Annotated in this window: 17 protein-coding genes; 6 read left to right on the top strand and 11 right to left on the bottom strand. The window is 71.4% G+C overall.

The window, feature by feature from the left end; genetic code table 11:
- Window positions 1–4: 4 nt before the first annotated feature.
- The gene (locus tag V6R91_RS19855; RefSeq protein ID WP_336396642.1) at window positions 5–334 is read right to left on the bottom strand and encodes a hypothetical protein; all 330 of its coding nucleotides are present in this window, start codon (window positions 332–334) and stop codon (window positions 5–7) included.
- A gap of 201 nt (window positions 335–535) precedes the next feature.
- Here V6R91_RS19855 and V6R91_RS19850 point away from each other — a divergent pair, with 201 nt between their 5' ends.
- Window positions 536–817: a hypothetical protein gene (locus V6R91_RS19850; RefSeq protein ID WP_336396641.1), complete on the top strand. Its 282-nt coding sequence runs from the start codon at window positions 536–538 to the stop codon at window positions 815–817.
- 32 nt (window positions 818–849) lie between these two features.
- Here V6R91_RS19850 and V6R91_RS19845 read toward each other — a convergent pair whose 3' ends face one another.
- The 3 genes from V6R91_RS19845 to V6R91_RS19835 form a co-directional block, all read right to left on the bottom strand.
- Window positions 850–1,218 (bottom strand): hypothetical protein, encoded by a 369-nt coding sequence (locus V6R91_RS19845; RefSeq protein WP_336396640.1) that lies wholly within the window; start codon window positions 1,216–1,218, stop codon window positions 850–852.
- A gap of 151 nt (window positions 1,219–1,369) precedes the next feature.
- Window positions 1,370–1,768 carry a DUF5655 domain-containing protein gene (locus V6R91_RS19840; RefSeq protein ID WP_336396639.1) on the bottom strand — a complete coding sequence of 133 codons (399 nt, stop codon included), beginning with the start codon at window positions 1,766–1,768 and terminating at the stop codon, window positions 1,370–1,372.
- 75 nt (window positions 1,769–1,843) lie between these two features.
- Window positions 1,844–2,332: a GyrI-like domain-containing protein gene (locus V6R91_RS19835; RefSeq protein WP_336396638.1), complete on the bottom strand. Its 489-nt coding sequence runs from the start codon at window positions 2,330–2,332 to the stop codon at window positions 1,844–1,846.
- 199 nt (window positions 2,333–2,531) lie between these two features.
- Between V6R91_RS19835 and ppsA the strand changes: the two genes are divergently transcribed.
- Complete coding sequence (gene ppsA / locus V6R91_RS19830) at window positions 2,532–4,952, top strand: phosphoenolpyruvate synthase (protein WP_336396637.1); 2,421 nt, start codon at window positions 2,532–2,534, stop codon at window positions 4,950–4,952.
- Between the two features lie 30 nt (window positions 4,953–4,982).
- Here the strand turns inward: ppsA and V6R91_RS19825 are convergent, their stop codons facing one another.
- Window positions 4,983–5,186: a hypothetical protein gene (locus V6R91_RS19825; RefSeq protein ID WP_336396636.1), complete on the bottom strand. Its 204-nt coding sequence runs from the start codon at window positions 5,184–5,186 to the stop codon at window positions 4,983–4,985.
- A gap of 138 nt (window positions 5,187–5,324) precedes the next feature.
- Here V6R91_RS19825 and V6R91_RS19820 point away from each other — a divergent pair, with 138 nt between their 5' ends.
- Window positions 5,325–5,816: a universal stress protein gene (locus tag V6R91_RS19820; protein ID WP_336396635.1), complete on the top strand. Its 492-nt coding sequence runs from the start codon at window positions 5,325–5,327 to the stop codon at window positions 5,814–5,816.
- Window positions 5,817–5,889: 73 nt separating this feature from the next.
- Here the strand turns inward: V6R91_RS19820 and V6R91_RS19815 are convergent, their stop codons facing one another.
- The 4 genes from V6R91_RS19815 to V6R91_RS19800 form a co-directional block, all read right to left on the bottom strand.
- Entirely contained in the window at window positions 5,890–6,111 is a 222-nt protein-coding gene (locus V6R91_RS19815) for an MBL fold metallo-hydrolase RNA specificity domain-containing protein (protein ID WP_336396634.1), read from the bottom strand.
- A 66-nt stretch (window positions 6,112–6,177) separates the two neighbouring features.
- A complete protein-coding gene (locus V6R91_RS19810; protein ID WP_336396633.1) occupies window positions 6,178–6,660 on the bottom strand; it encodes a hypothetical protein in 483 nt (160 codons plus the stop codon).
- Between the two features lie 155 nt (window positions 6,661–6,815).
- Window positions 6,816–7,277 carry a pyridoxamine 5'-phosphate oxidase family protein gene (locus V6R91_RS19805; protein ID WP_336396632.1) on the bottom strand — a complete coding sequence of 154 codons (462 nt, stop codon included), beginning with the start codon at window positions 7,275–7,277 and terminating at the stop codon, window positions 6,816–6,818.
- 1 nt (window position 7,278) lies between these two features.
- Window positions 7,279–8,031 carry an SDR family NAD(P)-dependent oxidoreductase gene (locus V6R91_RS19800; protein WP_336396631.1) on the bottom strand — a complete coding sequence of 251 codons (753 nt, stop codon included), beginning with the start codon at window positions 8,029–8,031 and terminating at the stop codon, window positions 7,279–7,281.
- Window positions 8,032–8,217: 186 nt separating this feature from the next.
- Between V6R91_RS19800 and V6R91_RS19795 the strand changes: the two genes are divergently transcribed.
- Together V6R91_RS19795 and V6R91_RS19790 are read left to right on the top strand one after the other, a co-directional pair.
- Window positions 8,218–9,057 carry a universal stress protein gene (locus tag V6R91_RS19795; RefSeq protein WP_336396630.1) on the top strand — a complete coding sequence of 280 codons (840 nt, stop codon included), beginning with the start codon at window positions 8,218–8,220 and terminating at the stop codon, window positions 9,055–9,057.
- Between the two features lie 36 nt (window positions 9,058–9,093).
- Window positions 9,094–9,567, top strand: a complete 474-nt coding sequence (locus V6R91_RS19790) for a hypothetical protein (protein WP_336396629.1) — start codon at window positions 9,094–9,096, stop codon at window positions 9,565–9,567.
- A 12-nt stretch (window positions 9,568–9,579) separates the two neighbouring features.
- On the opposite strand, the gene V6R91_RS19785 is transcribed toward V6R91_RS19790, so the two are convergent.
- Complete coding sequence (locus tag V6R91_RS19785; RefSeq protein WP_336396628.1) at window positions 9,580–10,215, bottom strand: response regulator transcription factor; 636 nt, start codon at window positions 10,213–10,215, stop codon at window positions 9,580–9,582.
- Complete coding sequence (locus V6R91_RS19780; RefSeq protein ID WP_336396627.1) at window positions 10,212–11,936, bottom strand: sensor histidine kinase; 1,725 nt, start codon at window positions 11,934–11,936, stop codon at window positions 10,212–10,214. The genes V6R91_RS19785 and V6R91_RS19780 overlap by 4 nt, the downstream gene beginning before the upstream one ends.
- Window positions 11,937–12,094: 158 nt before the next feature.
- Between V6R91_RS19780 and V6R91_RS19775 the strand changes: the two genes are divergently transcribed.
- Window positions 12,095–14,650, top strand: coding sequence for a cation-translocating P-type ATPase (locus V6R91_RS19775; RefSeq protein ID WP_336396626.1), 2,556 nt, complete (start codon window positions 12,095–12,097; stop codon window positions 14,648–14,650).
- The last annotated feature ends 11 nt before the right edge of the window (window positions 14,651–14,661 follow it).

Genomic DNA, 14,661 nt, shown 5'->3' with positions numbered 1-14,661 from the left:
TTTCCTAATCCAGCGCGTCCCAGTCCCGTTCGCTGGGCGGCTCGGCGTCGACGACCGCCACCGGGTGGAGCCGGCGCTGGATGGCGTTCAGTCGCTCCACAGCGGTGACATCCACGAGCTCATCCACCTCCACCTTCGCCTCCTTGGCGACGATCTGACTGGCAGGGCCGATGAGCACCGTCATCGTCGTGACGCTCCCGTCAGGCTCGACGATGGGCACCGACACCGTTTCGGCTTCACCTGCCTCGGCGAGAGCCTGGCTGCACTTCAGCAGCGCTGAGGTGATGTCATCCCCGGTCATGAATTCGCTTCCCGCGTAGATCACCCTCTTCACGTGCCCCTTTCTACTCTTGGGTGCGGCGGTACCTCTGGGGGGTTGCAGCCGGGGGAGGGAAGGGGTACAGGGCGAGGGGCGCTCAGCCATGGGTTCCCACGGAGAAGGGCACCCGCCGTCTGAGTGATTCCTGAGGCTTCGGAGATTCACTAGCTTGGCTAGCGAATCGGCGTACTGTGGAGGCGAACCGAGGGGAGCGCCATGGAGGTTGTCAGGGCTCGCGTCGACGGACAGATGTTCATCCTCGACCCCGAGCAGGACGTCGCGGAACTGCAGCGGCTCATCATCGAGGCCGTCCAGCAGGGCGCGGGATTCGTCGACTTCCAGACCGTAGGTCGCTCCGGCATCTCGGTCATGATCACGCCGTACATCGGCGTCCGCTTCGAGACGATCGAGCGAAGCCCCGAGCAGGTGGAGGAATGGGAGTTCCATCCGCCGAGCATCGAGCCCGGTGACGGCGTCTACGACGACATGATCTATTGAGCGGACGTCGCCGGCGGTGATCTCCGCTGCGGTCATCCCACGAGAAGCACGAGAAGGCCGCCGGCGAGATTGCTGAGGATGAACCCTCCCGCCAGCACCGCACCCAGGATGAGGGGGATGCGGGCATTGGGCTCATGCTGGGCCGCTGCCCTGTTGCTGTAGTGCAGTGTGAGGAGCAGCGGGGAGGCGAAGATCGCGGCAGCGCTCACGAGTGCGATGGCGATCACCCACCATGGTGGTGTGGTCACCGACGCGTCGGTCCCGGTCAGCAGCACCGGGACGCCTTCGCCGACGACGAAGGCGAGCGCGAACGACACGGGGAAGAGGGCGAGCGACCACCACGCCTTGGGCAGCTGGCGCTGTGCGCGGTGGCCGGCGGTGGTGCGGGTCTCGGTGATCATCGCGGCGTCTGCCTCTCCGCCTCCCGCCCGGACCGACGTGCCGCGGCGGCGGGATCGCACATCCAGCGTCGCGCGGCGCATGCTCGCGCGCCGGGACGAACGTCCCTCGAACACCGCGCGAACCCGCCGCTGCCGCTCAGTCGCACGACCCTCACGCGTCCGGTGTCGGTGGACCGAGCCGTGGCCCAGCAGCGGCGGCCGCCGCGTCGAGCCACTCCTCGACCTGCTGGTCCACGTCCTCCACCGCGCCGATCTCGAGGTGGTGCATCCAGGTGCCTCGGGACGGCTGCACGACTTGCTTGAACCTCACCGACTCAAGGCGTCGCGACAGGGCGAGGGACAGCACGACGTCCGCGGAAGCGCTGCGCAGATACTGCCGCGGGCGCCACGGGAATGCGAACGCGCGCTCCCGGCGGAAGGCCACCTGACTCTTCGTCGTCCGGACGGCGACGTCCGGCCAGTTCGTCACCAGCAGATGGTGCACCTCGCGATGAACGGCGAGTCCGAGCGGGCTGTGCTGGAAGTACTCCTCCGGCGTGGTGGGATCCATCCTTCCTCCTCCGGATCGCCATCCGATATCGCCGGCTGATCGTCGACTGATGGTGGAGGGGGCGACGCTGAGCGGCTAAGCCGTCGCGGCGGCGCGGTCACCGCCGGCGACCGGCCACGAGATGAGAGTGCGCCAGGTCGCCGGATCCGGCTCGGTCCCGGGATCGCTCAGATAGCTCTCCCACATGACGTCACCCGGCGTCCAGCCTTCGGCGGCGAAGAACCGCTCGATGACGGCGTACGTCTGCTGCATGGTGTCGTACGGGCCGACGTGCACGGCTTCGACGACCCTGCCCCCTGGCAGCGATCCCGGCACCACATCTCCGGAGCCGGTCACCGGCCGGTCGACGGGGAATCCCGCCTCCACATCCACGGTCTCGCCGGGCATGCCGTAGTACTTGCCGAACGGCGGTCCGGATGGCTGAAGCCCCTGCGCCCCGAGCACACGCATGGTCTCGGAGAAGGCGCGCGAGAAGAAGTCGGTCAGTTCGTTCATGGGTACCGTCCCGCGCACTCCGGCGGTGTACGCCCCGGCACGCTCGGTCACCTGCACCTCGGTGGTCATCTCGGCTCCTCACGGATCGGCCCGGCGCGCGAACGCCTCAGCGTCGCTCGCGGGCGGGCGGCTCTCTGCGTGACTCCAGGCTGCGGCGCGAACCCACACCCATCCGGGCCGTTGGTCCCGCCGCACACCGCCGGCCTGCGGAGGAATCGAAAGGACCTTGGACCCGCCGCCGGCCGCCACCGGCCGACAGGGTCGTCCCATGACCAACATCCTTCCGCTGAGCGGGATCACGATGACCGACCTGCCGCAGGTCGGCGGGAAGAACGCCTCACTGGGCGAGATGATCACGACGCTGAGCACGGCCGGCGTCCGGGTTCCCGGCGGTTTCGCCACCACGGCCGATGCGTACCGCTCGTTCCTCGCGGTCGACGGCCTGGCCGACCGCATCGAGGCGGAGCTGGCCCGGCTGGACGTGTCGGACGTGGTGGAGCTCAGCCGTGTCGGCGCCGTGATCCGCGGCTGGATCGAGGCGCAGCCCCTTCCTGCCGACCTCGAGCGCGACATCCGCGTCGCCTTCGCCGAGTCGACGGGGACGGATGCCGCGGCCGAGGGTGCGACCTGGGCTGTGCGCTCGTCGGCGACGGCCGAGGATCTGCCCGACGCATCGTTCGCGGGACAGCAGGAGACGTACCTGAACATCGCCGGCATCGACCATCTGCTGCACGCGGTGCGCAGCGTCTTCGCCTCGCTCTACAACGATCGCGCCATCGCCTACCGCGTGCATCAGGGATTCGCCCACGGCGACGTCGCGCTGTCCGCCGCGGTGCAGCGGATGGTGCGGTCGGACATCGGCGCGTCCGGAGTGATGTTCACCGTGGACACCGAGTCGGGCTTCGACCGCGCGGTGCTCATCACGAGCGCCTACGGACTGGGTGAGGCCGTGGTGCAGGGCGAGGTGAACCCGGATGAGTTCATGGTCTACAAGCCTTCGCTCCGAGACGGGCGGCCGGCGATCCTGCAGCGGCAGCTGGGTGAGAAGGCGGTCGCGCTGCGGTTCGCGGAGGGGCACGATGTGGGGACGAGCACCGCCATGACCAGTGTCGCCGCGGAGGACCGGCGTCGTTTCAGCATCTCGGATGACGAGGTGCACGAGCTCGCCCGGTACGCGCTGACCATCGAAGACCATTACGGCCGAGCCATGGACATCGAGTGGGCTCGAGACGGGGTCGACGGACGTCTGTACATTCTGCAGGCCCGACCCGAGACGGTGGTCTCACGCGCACACGGGCCCGTCCTGACGCGGTTCGTCCTGCGCGAGCGCGGGCCGGTGCTCCTCGAGGGGCGCGCGATCGGACAGCGCGTGGGCGCGGGTCGGGTGCGCGTGGTGACCTCCCCGGCGCAGATGTCGAAGGTCGAACCCGGCGACATCCTCGTGGCCGAGATGACCGACCCCGACTGGGAGCCGGTCATGCAGCGGGCCGCCGCGATCGTGACCGACCGGGGCGGTCGCACGTGCCACGCCGCGATCATCGCGCGCGAGCTCGGCATCCCCGCCGTCGTGGGAACGGGCACCGCGACGAGCGACCTCGTCGACGGCACCGAGGTCACCGTCTCGTGCGCGGAGGGCGACGACGGCTTCGTGTACGCCGGCCGGCTCGACTTCGTGGAGCAGACCATCCCGGTCGAGCGGATGGGGCAGCCCCCGGTCCGCGTGATGATGAACGTCGGCACGCCCGAGCAGGCCTTCGCGCTCGCGGCGCTGCCGCACCAGGGTGTGGGCCTGGCCCGGCTCGAGTTCATCGTCGGCCACCAGATCGGCATCCATCCGCGCGCGCTCCTGGACGCCGACGCGCTCGACGAACCGCTGCGGTCGGAGGTGGTGCGACGCGTCGCCGCCTATCCGTCGCCGCGCGACTTCTTCGTCCGGCGCGTCGCGGAGGGCGTGGCGACGATCGCCGCGGCCTTCGCGCCCGAGCCGGTAATCGTGCGCACGAGCGACTTCAAATCCAACGAATACGCCCACCTGCTCGGCGGCGAGCGGTACGAGCCGCGCGAGGAGAACCCGATGCTCGGGTGGCGGGGCGCGTCGCGCTACATCACGCCGAGTTTCGAGGAGTGCTTCGCCATGGAGTGCGAGGCGCTGCGCTTCGTCCGCGACGAGATGGGCCTGACCAACCTCAAGATCATGGTGCCGTTCGTGCGGACCGTCGCGGAGGCCGCGGCGGTGACGGCGGCACTGGAGGCCAACGGGCTGCAGCGAGGGCGCAACGGCCTCGAGGTCATGATGATGTGCGAGATCCCGTCCAACGCGCTGACGGCCGATCGCTTCCTCGACCACTTCGACGGCTTCTCCATCGGCTCCAACGACATGACGCAGCTCGTGCTCGGGATCGACCGCGACTCCGACCTGGTCGCGGCGGGGTTCGACGAGCGCGACCCCGCCGTGCTCGAGATCCTGCGCCTGGCGATCGACGCGTGCAACCGTCGTGGGAAGTACGTGGGGATCTGCGGCCAGGGCCCGTCCGATCACCCCGACTTCGCCGACTGGCTCGTCGACGCGGGCATCCATTCGATCTCGCTCAATCCCGACTCCGTCGTCGACACCTGGCTGCGGCTCGCCGGCCGCCCGTCGTCGCGCGAACCGGGCCGTGACGCCGCGCCGGACCGCGTCGGCGCCTGAGGGCGCGCGGGGCGCGGCATCCGTCGCACATCAGGCGCCGAGCAGGACGAGCACGTGGTAGATCACGTACACCGGCCAGACCATCGCCTGCAGGAGTCCCAGGATCACGCCCCAGAAGGACCCGTCGGACGCCGAGACGAAGTAGATCGCCGCCCCGATGTACGCCAGCAGGAAGAACACCCCCCACGTGCCGTTGCTCTCGACCACCTGGACGCTGCGGCGGCTCTCGGTCATGGCCGACCCCTTTCGCTCGCCACCAGACTCGACCGCGGGGGCCCTCGCGGTCGGGTCGAACGTCCCGCGGACCGGGGCCGTCGGCGCGCGGGACCTTCGGCCTATGGGGGGCGGCGCGGCGGGCGCGAGGATGGCCGCATGTCCGAGTCGCAGACCGCTCCCGACCGTCACGCGGCACGTCCGCCGCTGCCCTGGTCTGAGCCCGGGATCCTCGTCGGCGTCGACGGCTCCGCCGAGGCGCTGGACGCCCTCGCCTACGCCGCCGACATCGCGCCCAAGCTCGGCCTTCCCGTGCACGGACTGGTCGTCTGGGACTATCCGACGCTGCAGTGGAGCGACGGGCTGGGATGGTACTACCCGGGCACCTACGACGACCTGCAGCGCAACGCGGAAGAGCTGGGGGCGGATGCCGCGGCCCGCGTCTTCCCGGACGGCACGCCGAGCTGGTTCACCAGCAGCGCGTGGAACGGGAGTGCGGCCCGCGATCTCGTCGCCGCGTCGAAGGATGCGGCGATGCTCGTCATCGGCACCCGCGGGCACGGGGGGCTGACCGGCCTTTTGCTCGGCTCGGTGAGCTCCGCCTGCGCCACGCACGCGCACTGCCCGGTCCTCATCGTCCGCGACCACTAGAGCTGGGGGAGCGGCCCGGGGTGTGGGGCCCCGGGCCGCGTTTTCGCGTGCCTGTCCCGGCCGGCACGGCGGGTCACGCGATAGCCACGGACTCCAGGTGCTCGGGCACGCGAGCGGGCCAGCCCAGCTCGTGGGTGATCCGCGCTCGCAGCGTGTCGGCGGCGGATGGCTCGCCGTGCGTCACGTAGACCGCGCCGGGGGCGCGCGGCGCGGACGTCATCCATTCGATCAGCTCATCGGCGTCGGCGTGCGCCGACATGGTGTCGAGGTTGTGGACCTCCGTGCGGATGGGCACGTCCCTGCCGAAGACCCGCAGCGACCGGATGCCGCGGGCCAGTGCCGCGCCGCGCGTTCCCCCGGCCTAGAACCCGGTCAGCACGATCGCGTTCGATCGCTCAGGGCCGTAGGCGGCGAGGTGATGCAGCACGCGGCCACCGGTGAGCATCCCGCTCGCCGAGATGATCACCATCGGCCCTCCGCGAAGATTCAGCAGCTTCGAGTCGTCGACGCTGGTGACGAGCGTGGGCAGGCGGTACATCCGTTCCAGCTCGTCGACCGCGATCCGGTGCTCCGAGGGATGCCGCCGATAGACGTCGACCACGTCGACGGCCATCGGGCTGTTGACGTAGATCGGCACGGCGGGGATCTCGCCCCGGTCGAGCAGTCTCGACAGGTGCAGCAGGACCGTCTCGGTGCGGCCGACTGCGAACGCGGGGATCAGCACCACGCCGCCGCGACCGGTGACGCGGCGGACGACGTCGCCGAGGAGACGCTCCGGGTTCTCGGCGACGTGATGCCGATCGCCGTACGTGGACTCCGTGACGAGGACGTCGGCGGCCGCCATCGGAGCAGGAGGCCGCATGAGGGGGTCGTCCGCCCGACCGTGACGAGATAGCGTGACCCGGTCACGGTGTCGGCCGCGCCCAGGAACCGCAGTTGCGCGCTCATCGCCGGGCTCATCAGATCCCCTTTCTCATCTCCGACGACGCCGCGGGTGCGTCAGCGCTGCGGACGGAATCGTCGGCCGGTGACCGTGACCGGTGCGATCTCGACGTAGTCGTACTTGCCGGTCGGGCTGGTGGACTGGAGGTCGAGCACGCCGGACGCCTCGATCTCGTCGTCCCGATCGAGGCGGCGAGCGGTGCCGCGCAGCACGACGCTCCAGCGGAAGCCGTCCGCGTCCCCGTCGGCCTGGAAGGCGACGTGCGGGTTGCGGGCGAGGTCCTTCAGCTTCTGTCCGGGCCCGGAGCGGACGAAGACCCGTCCAGCCGAGACCAGATAGTCCATCGGGAAGATGTCGGGCCGCTCGTCGGAGCCGATCACGGCCAGGCGGCCGACGTGGGCGCCGGCGAGCAGCATCCAGCACTCTGCCTCGTCCAGCTCGTCGACCGCGGTGGCGATCAGCGCGGCGTGCACCGGGGCGGGGAGGATGCGGGGCGGGTCGGCGTCTCGGCGCGGCATCTCAGATCGCCGCCCATCCGCCGTCCACCGGGATGACCGCCCCCGACACGTTCGACGCATCGTCGCTGAGCAGCCAGGTGATCGCGGCGGCCAGCTGCGGGGGCTGCGCGACCGGCGGAAGGTTGGTCTGGAAGAACGGCCCGAGGCGGGTCTGCGCCCACTCCGAGCGGAAGGGGGCTTCGATGCTCGTGGCCACCGGACCCGGAGCCACGGCGTTGCACCGCACTCCCTTCGGCGTGTAGAAGAAGGCCGTGCTGACGGTGAAGCCGTTCACCGCGTGCTTCGACGTCGTGTAGGGGGTGCCGGCGGCCGAGCCGCGCTGACCCGCCTCGGAGCCGACATTGACGATGCTCCCGGCCCCGCGGGCGATCATCCCCGGCAGCACGGCGCGGGTCAGCATCATCATGCCGGTCAGGTTCACCGCGAGGACCCGTTCCCATGTGGCATCCGCGATCTCCGCCGTCGGCTCGAAGCCGTCCATGATGCCCGCCACATTCGCGAGGCCGTCGATGCGTGGCCCCGCCGCGGCGACGATGTCGTCGACGCCCGCCGCGTCCGAGATGTCGGCGGTGACGGTGACGAGGTCGCCGCCGATCTCGTCGGCGAGGGAGGTCAGTCGTTCGGCGGAGACATCGACCGCGATGACGCGGCACCCCTCCGCGGCGAGGCGCTCCACGGTCGCACGACCGATGCCGGCACCCGCTCCGGTGACGACGACGGTGCGCCCGGTGAACCGCTGAGATTGGAGAGTCATGGCTGTCCCTTTCCTGTCACCCTCATCCGAGCCGATCGTCGTCTCCTGGCTCGGGTCGAAGGTCCCGTCGGCGCGGCCCGAGACAGCACGGCGACGGCCGTGGGACCTTCGGCCCGAGCGGACGACGACGCCGGGGTTTGACTCTCAGCAGCGGCAGACCTGCCGCGCGACACAGGGGAGCGGCTCATGGAACGCATCGTTCTCGGCTACGACGGGAGTCCGGCATCCGTCTCCGCGTTGTCCTGGGTGGCCGGGCGCGCGAGCCGCGAGATCGCGAACGTCGGTCTCGTGAACGTCGTGGGGCGTTCGGCGACGGACCGCGCGTCGGCGCTGGATCAGCTGGCGCACGCCGAGGAGTTCCTCCGCGAGCACGTCCCGGGCATCGGCGTCGAGCTGCACCGGCTCGAGGGCGGGGTGCCGGAGTCGCTGGCCGACATCGCGGTCGACACCGATCTCCTCGTCGTCGGCATCAATCCCGGGCACCCGATCCGCACGGCGATGGCCGGTGCGATCCCGCTGCGGCTCAGCACCATGGCGCAGGTGCCGGTCGTGATGGTGCCGGCCGGCTGGGTGGATCTCGGAGAACCCGTCACCATCGGGATCTCGGACGACGACTCGTCCGGCGCCGCGCTCGCCTTCGCGGCTGCAGAGGCGGCCGCCACCCGCACCGCGATCCGGCTCGTGCACGCCTGGCTCATGCCCGCTCCGTCCTTCTCCGGCGCCACCGCGCTCGTGCTCACCCCCGAGAGCGCGATGGCCGAGCACCGCGCGACGCTCGACGACGCGGTGAGCTGGGTGATGGAGCGGTATCCGACCCTCGAGCTCAAGACCGAGCTCGTGCGCGACAGCCAGTCGGCCGCCCTGCTGCGCTACGGACCCCGCAGCTCGATGCTCGTCATGGGCACGCACCACCGCGGTGTGCTGGCGGGGAGCCTGCTCGGCTCGGTCGTGCAGGAGGTGCTCTGGCGCGCCGAATGCCCGGTCGCCGTCGTTCCACAGGACGCCGCCGCGTCCCGGACTGGATGAGACGCCGCTGCGTCCCGGACTCGATGAGGAGTGACCATGGTCCGCGTCTCTCGCATGACCCTGCTGATCGTGCAGGCCTTCGTGGCCGTCACGGCGCTCGCGGGAGGTCTCGCGCTCGTCGTGGGAAGCATCGATCCGACGCTCGCAACGGTGCTGATGCCGCCGGCCGAGTATCTCGAGGGCTCGCCCTTCCGGTCGTACCTCGTTCCGGGCCTGGCGCTCATCGTGCTTGTGGCCGGCGTCCACGCCATGGCGTTCGTCGCCGTGCTGACCGACTCCCGGTGGGGGACGTTGCTCGCGGCGGTGGGCGGGTTCAGCTGCGTCATCTGGATCTTCGTCCAGATGGCCTACATCCCGTTCAGCTTCCTGCAGGCGTTGTACTTCGTCATCGGCCTGGTCGAGCTCGCGCTGACCATGGTGCTGCTGGGGCTCCTGGACGAGGTGAGGGCGATGCACCGGTCGACGTTCGTCCCCCTCCGGTCCCGCCGCGCGCCGCACGCGCACGGCTGAGCTCCGCGCGGATCAGTCGCCGCGGTGCTCCAGCTCGAACACCGCCGCCTGGGTGCGGCGTTCCAGCCCGAGCTTGCTCAGCAGCGAGGAGACGTAGTTCTTCACCGTCTTCTCGGCGATGCCCAGCTGCTCACCGATCTGCCGGTTGGTCAGTCCGTCGGCGATCAGGCGCAGGATCTGGCGTTCCCGCAGCCCCAGTGATCCGAGGCGCGGGTCGGGGTCGTCGGCGCGCTCGCGGATTCTTGCCGTCGCACGCTGCACGACGGCGTCGTTCATCAGCGAACGACCGGCCGCGACGGCGCGGATCGCGTCGACGAGCCTGGGCCCGCCGACGTCCTTGAGCACATACCCCGCCGCGCCGGCGAGCACGGACGCGCTCACCGCGGCGTCGTCGTCGTAGGCGGTGAGGATGAGGCAGGCCACGGTGGGGATGCGGGAGCGGATGTCGCGGCACAGGTCGATGCCGCTGCCATCGGGCAGGCGCACGTCCAGCACCGCGACATCCGGCACGGTGGCCTCGATCCGCCCTATCGCCTGGCGTACGGTCCCCGCCTCGCCGACGACCTCGAGGTCCGCCTGCGACCGGACGAGGTCGGAGAGCCCGCGACGGACGATCTCGTGATCGTCGACCAGGAAGACGCTGATCACCGGTTGCCTCCCTCGCCCTGGGACCGGCTCGGATGCAGGGGAGCGCTCCACCGGGCCGCGGTCGCGCCGGCGCGGGACTCGATTGCGAAGACTCCGCCGCGCTGCGCCGCCTTCTCGGTCAGGTTGGCCAGGCCGCTGCGCCGTCCGCCCTCGCCGACTCCCACTCCGTCGTCCTCGACCAGCACCACGACGTCGTCCTCTACGACGGCCACCTCCACCGAGATCCGATCGGCGCCGGAGTGCCGCACCGCGTTGCTCAGCAGCTCGCGGGCGACCCCCACGACGTCTTCGAGGAACGGGCCGGTGATCGCATGGTCCACCGGTCCGGTGAACCTGATGGCGGGCGGATGCCGCAGCGTGGCCGACAGATCGGCCACGACGTCGATCACCCGGTGGCGCAGCGAGCTCTCGTCCCGATGCGACAGGGCGAAGACGACGGTCCGGATCTGCGAGATCGCATCGTCCAGCTGGTCGATGGACTCGTTCAGGCGGTCGGCATCGGGTCCCGGTGCGGTGCTGCCGGCGATCGCCTGGAGGGTCAGCCCGGTGCCGAACAGCTGCTGGATGACGTGGTCGTGGAGGTCTCGCGCGATGCGCCGGCGGTCCTCGGCCAGCAGCGACCGCTGGCTCTCCTCCCGCGCGTACGCGAGCTCCAGGGCGATGGTCGCGCGCGAGGCGAAGTCGGCGATGCTCGTCAGCTCCGTGGCGGTGAAGCGTCGCCGGTCCGGGTGACGCGCTGCGCACACCACCCCCCACAGCCGGCTGCGCGTGCGCAGGGGCGCCGCGGCGATCGGTCCCGCCAGGCCGTCCTCCCACATGCGCACCGGGTCGTCCGCGGACGCCGGCTCCCGCCCGACCGCGCGGGCGTGGCCCGAGGTGACCACCTCGCCCGCGCACGTGGCATCCGTCTCCACGACCCTTCCGCGCAGCTCCGCCTCATCGAGACCCCGCGCGGCGACGATCTTGAGCGCCGAGGTGGACTCGTCGGCGAGCAGGACGGTCACCTTGTCGTTGCCGGGCACGTCGAACAGCCGGCCGGCGATGAGGTCGAACGCGGTGTCGGTGGCCGACGACAGCAGTGCCGCCGAGAGCTCGGCGGCCGCGGTCATCCACCGCTCGCGGGTGCGCGCCTCGTCGAGCAGCCGCGCGTTCTCCACCGCGAACCCCGCGGTGGTGGCCAGGGCCTCGACGAGCCTCTCGTCCTCGTCCGAGAAGGCGCCGTCGCGGTGGTTCGTGAGGTAGAGGTTGCCGAACGCCTCGCCGCGCACGCGCACGGGCACCCCGAGGAACGAGTCCATCCGCGGGTGGTGCGCCGGGAACCCCGCCGCCCGCGGGTCGTCGGACATCTGCGGAAGGCGGATGGGTCGAGGGTCGGCGATGAGAGCCCCCAGCAGGCCGTGCCCGGTCGGCAGATGGCCGATCTGGGAAGCCCGCTCCGGGGAGAGGCCGACGTAGATGAACTCCTCCAGGGCGTCCCCTTCGGGGGCGATCACCCCGAGCGCACCGTACTGCGCGTTCACCAGCGAGGTCGCAGCTTCCGCGATCCGCCGCAGCACCGAGCTCAGATCGCTCTCTTCGACGACGGCCTGGGTGGCGCCCAGCAGTGCGCGCAGTCGTCCCTGGCTGGTTCGCACCCTCTCGGCCTGCACGAGGAGCGTCGCCAGCGCCTCGTCGAGGTCCAGGCGCGGACCATCGGGGAACGCCAGCTCATCCTCCGCCATCCTGTCCGCTCCCCTCGGCGCCGAGGCCCACAGTATGACACCGCTACCGGTGCCGCCAGGGCTGGGGCGACGCGCAGCCGCGGAGCGCGCGTCCGAACCGCGGCGGAGCGGGGACGAAGGTCCCGACATCCGGGGCGGCTCGGCGAGACCATACGGAGGTGGTCTTGAACGACACCGGCCTCACGTCGAGAGAAGCAGCAGCCCGTCTCGCGGAAGTCGGGCCGAATGTCGTGCCCCGCGGCAGACGCGTGTCGCCCTGGCGGATGATCCTCCGTGAGCTCACGCACCTCCTGGCGGTGCTGCTGTGGATCGCCGCCGCGCTCGCGGTGCTGGCCGGCATCCCGGCGCTGGCGATCGCCATCGTCGTGATCGTGGTCCTGAACGCTGCGTTCGCGTTCGCGCAGGAGTACCGGGCCGACAGGTCGGCCCAGCGGCTGAGCCGGCTGCTTCCGATGGCAGCCCGCGTGATGCGTGACGGCGAGGCGGTCACCGTCCCGGCGGCCGACCTCGTGCCGGGGGACGTCGTGCTGCTGGCGGCGGGCGATCGCGTGGCGGCGGACCTGGATGTCGTCAGCGCCGCGGATCTCGCGCTGGACGAGTCGCTCCTGACGGGGGAGAGCGCCGTCGTGCGACACGCCCCCGGAGACATCCTGCGCGGGGGGACGTTCGTCGTCCAGGGCGAGGCGCGCGCCGTGGTCGTGGCCACCGGCTCCCGGACGGTGCTGGCCGACATCGGCCGTCTGACCGCCGGTGCGCAGCGCCCGCCGAGCCCGATGACCCTCGAGCTCAAGCGCGTCGTGCGCGTCATCGCCGTCATCGCCGCGATCGTCGGGGTGGGCCTCGGGGCGACCTCCCTCCTGCTGGGGCTGGGGCTCACCCAGGCCTTCGTCTTCGCCATCGGCGTGTCGGTGGCGCTGGTGCCAGAGGGCATGCTGCCGACGGTGACGCTCTCCCTGGCGCGCGGTGCCGAGCTCATGGCCGAGAAGCACGCTCTGGTGCGCCGGCTGGACGCCGTCGAGACGCTCGGCGCCACGACCTTCATCTGCACCGACAAGACCGGCACCCTCACCGAGAACCGCATGAACGTGCTCGAGGTCGTGACGGCTGCGGGGATCGTCCGGATCCGCGGCGAGGGGTACGCTCCCACCGCCGACCTGGCCGGGCCACCGGAGGCGGTCGCCCTCGTTCCCCGCGCCGCGCGCGCCGCGCTGCGGTGCGTGGCCGGCAGGGTGGTCGAGCGCGAGGGCCGGTGGGAGGCGGCGGGCGACCCGATGGAGGCGGCGTTCCACAGCCTCGCGCTGCGGGTGGGGACGGATGCCGAGGCCACAGGTCATCGCGTGCCCTATACGGCTGACCGCCTGCTGAGCTCGTCGCTGGACGGCGATCAGGTGTCGGTGCTCGGTGCGACGGAGGCGGTCCTGGCCCGCTGCCGCGCGGTTCCCCCTCATATCGCGGACGCCGTGCACGAGCTGACGGGCGCGGGCAGGCGCGTGCTCGCCGTCGCCACCCGCACCTGGACCGCCGCGCCGTCGCCCGAGATGGAGCACGACCTCGACTTCGCCGGGGTGCTGGCCCTGGAGGATCCGCCCCGCGCGGGGGTGCGCGAGGCGCTGGAGAAATGCCGGGCTGCCGGCATCCGGATCGCGATGATCACCGGCGACCACCCGCGCACCGGTGCCGCGATCGCCCGCGAGGTCGGTCTGCTCGGCCCCCGGGGGGTCGTCCTGGACGGGCCGAGCCTGCCGACCACGGACGAGGAGCTGGCCGACGCTGTCGACCACGACGACGGGGTGGTGGTGGCGCGGGCGACGCCCGCCGACAAGCTGCGGATCGCCCGGGCCCTTCGTGGCCACGGGCACGTGGTGGCCATGACGGGGGACGGTGTCAACGACGCGCCCGCGCTGCGCGAGGCCGACGTCGGGGTCGCCATGGGGGCCAGCGGAAGCGACGTCGCGCGCGAGGCGGCCGACGTGGTGCTGCTGGACGACCATCTCGCGACGATCGTGGCCGCCGTCGAGCTCGGCAGGGCGACCTTCAAGAACATCCGGCGCTTCCTCACCTACCACCTCACCGACAACGTCGCCGAGCTCGCCCCGTTCGTGGTGTGGGCGCTCTCGGGCGGCTCCGTCCCGCTCGCGATCGGGGTGATGCAGGTGATCGCGCTCGACATCGGGAGCGACATGCTGCCCGCCCTGGCGCTCGGTGCCGAACCGGCGCGGGATGACGTGATGCAGGGGCCCGCGCGACGGTCGATCGTGGACCGGGCCCTGCTCTCACGCGCGTTCTTCCTGCTCGGGCTCACCGAGGCCGTCGTCGCGCTCGGCGCCTTCCTGGGCGTCCTGCTCGTCGCGGGGTGGCAGTGGGGTGACGACGTGGACCCGGCGGTGATGGCCGGCGCCTCGGGGACGGCGTTCGCCGCGATCGTGCTGGGCCAGATGGCGACGGCGTTCGCGTGCCGCAGCACGGTCCGGCCGGTGTGGCGGATGCACCCGCGGACCAACCGGCTGCTGCTCGTCGCGGTCGCCGCTCAGGCGGTCCTGCTCGTCGCCTTCCTCGGCATCCCGTTCCTCGTGGACCTCCTCGGTGGTGCCTGGCCGCCGCTTCTCGGATGGGGGCTGGCAGCGCTCGCGGTGCCCGCGATCGTGATCGTCGACGGGCTCTCGAAGCTTCGGCGTCGCCGGATCCGCGAGCGGGAGGCCAGGCCTGCGGCATGAGCCGCGCCGGA

Source organism: Microbacterium sp. CCNWLW41, assembly GCF_037083505.1.
Note: the sequence above shows the minus strand (reverse complement) of the source record. Positions and strands in the feature narration are given on the sequence as shown.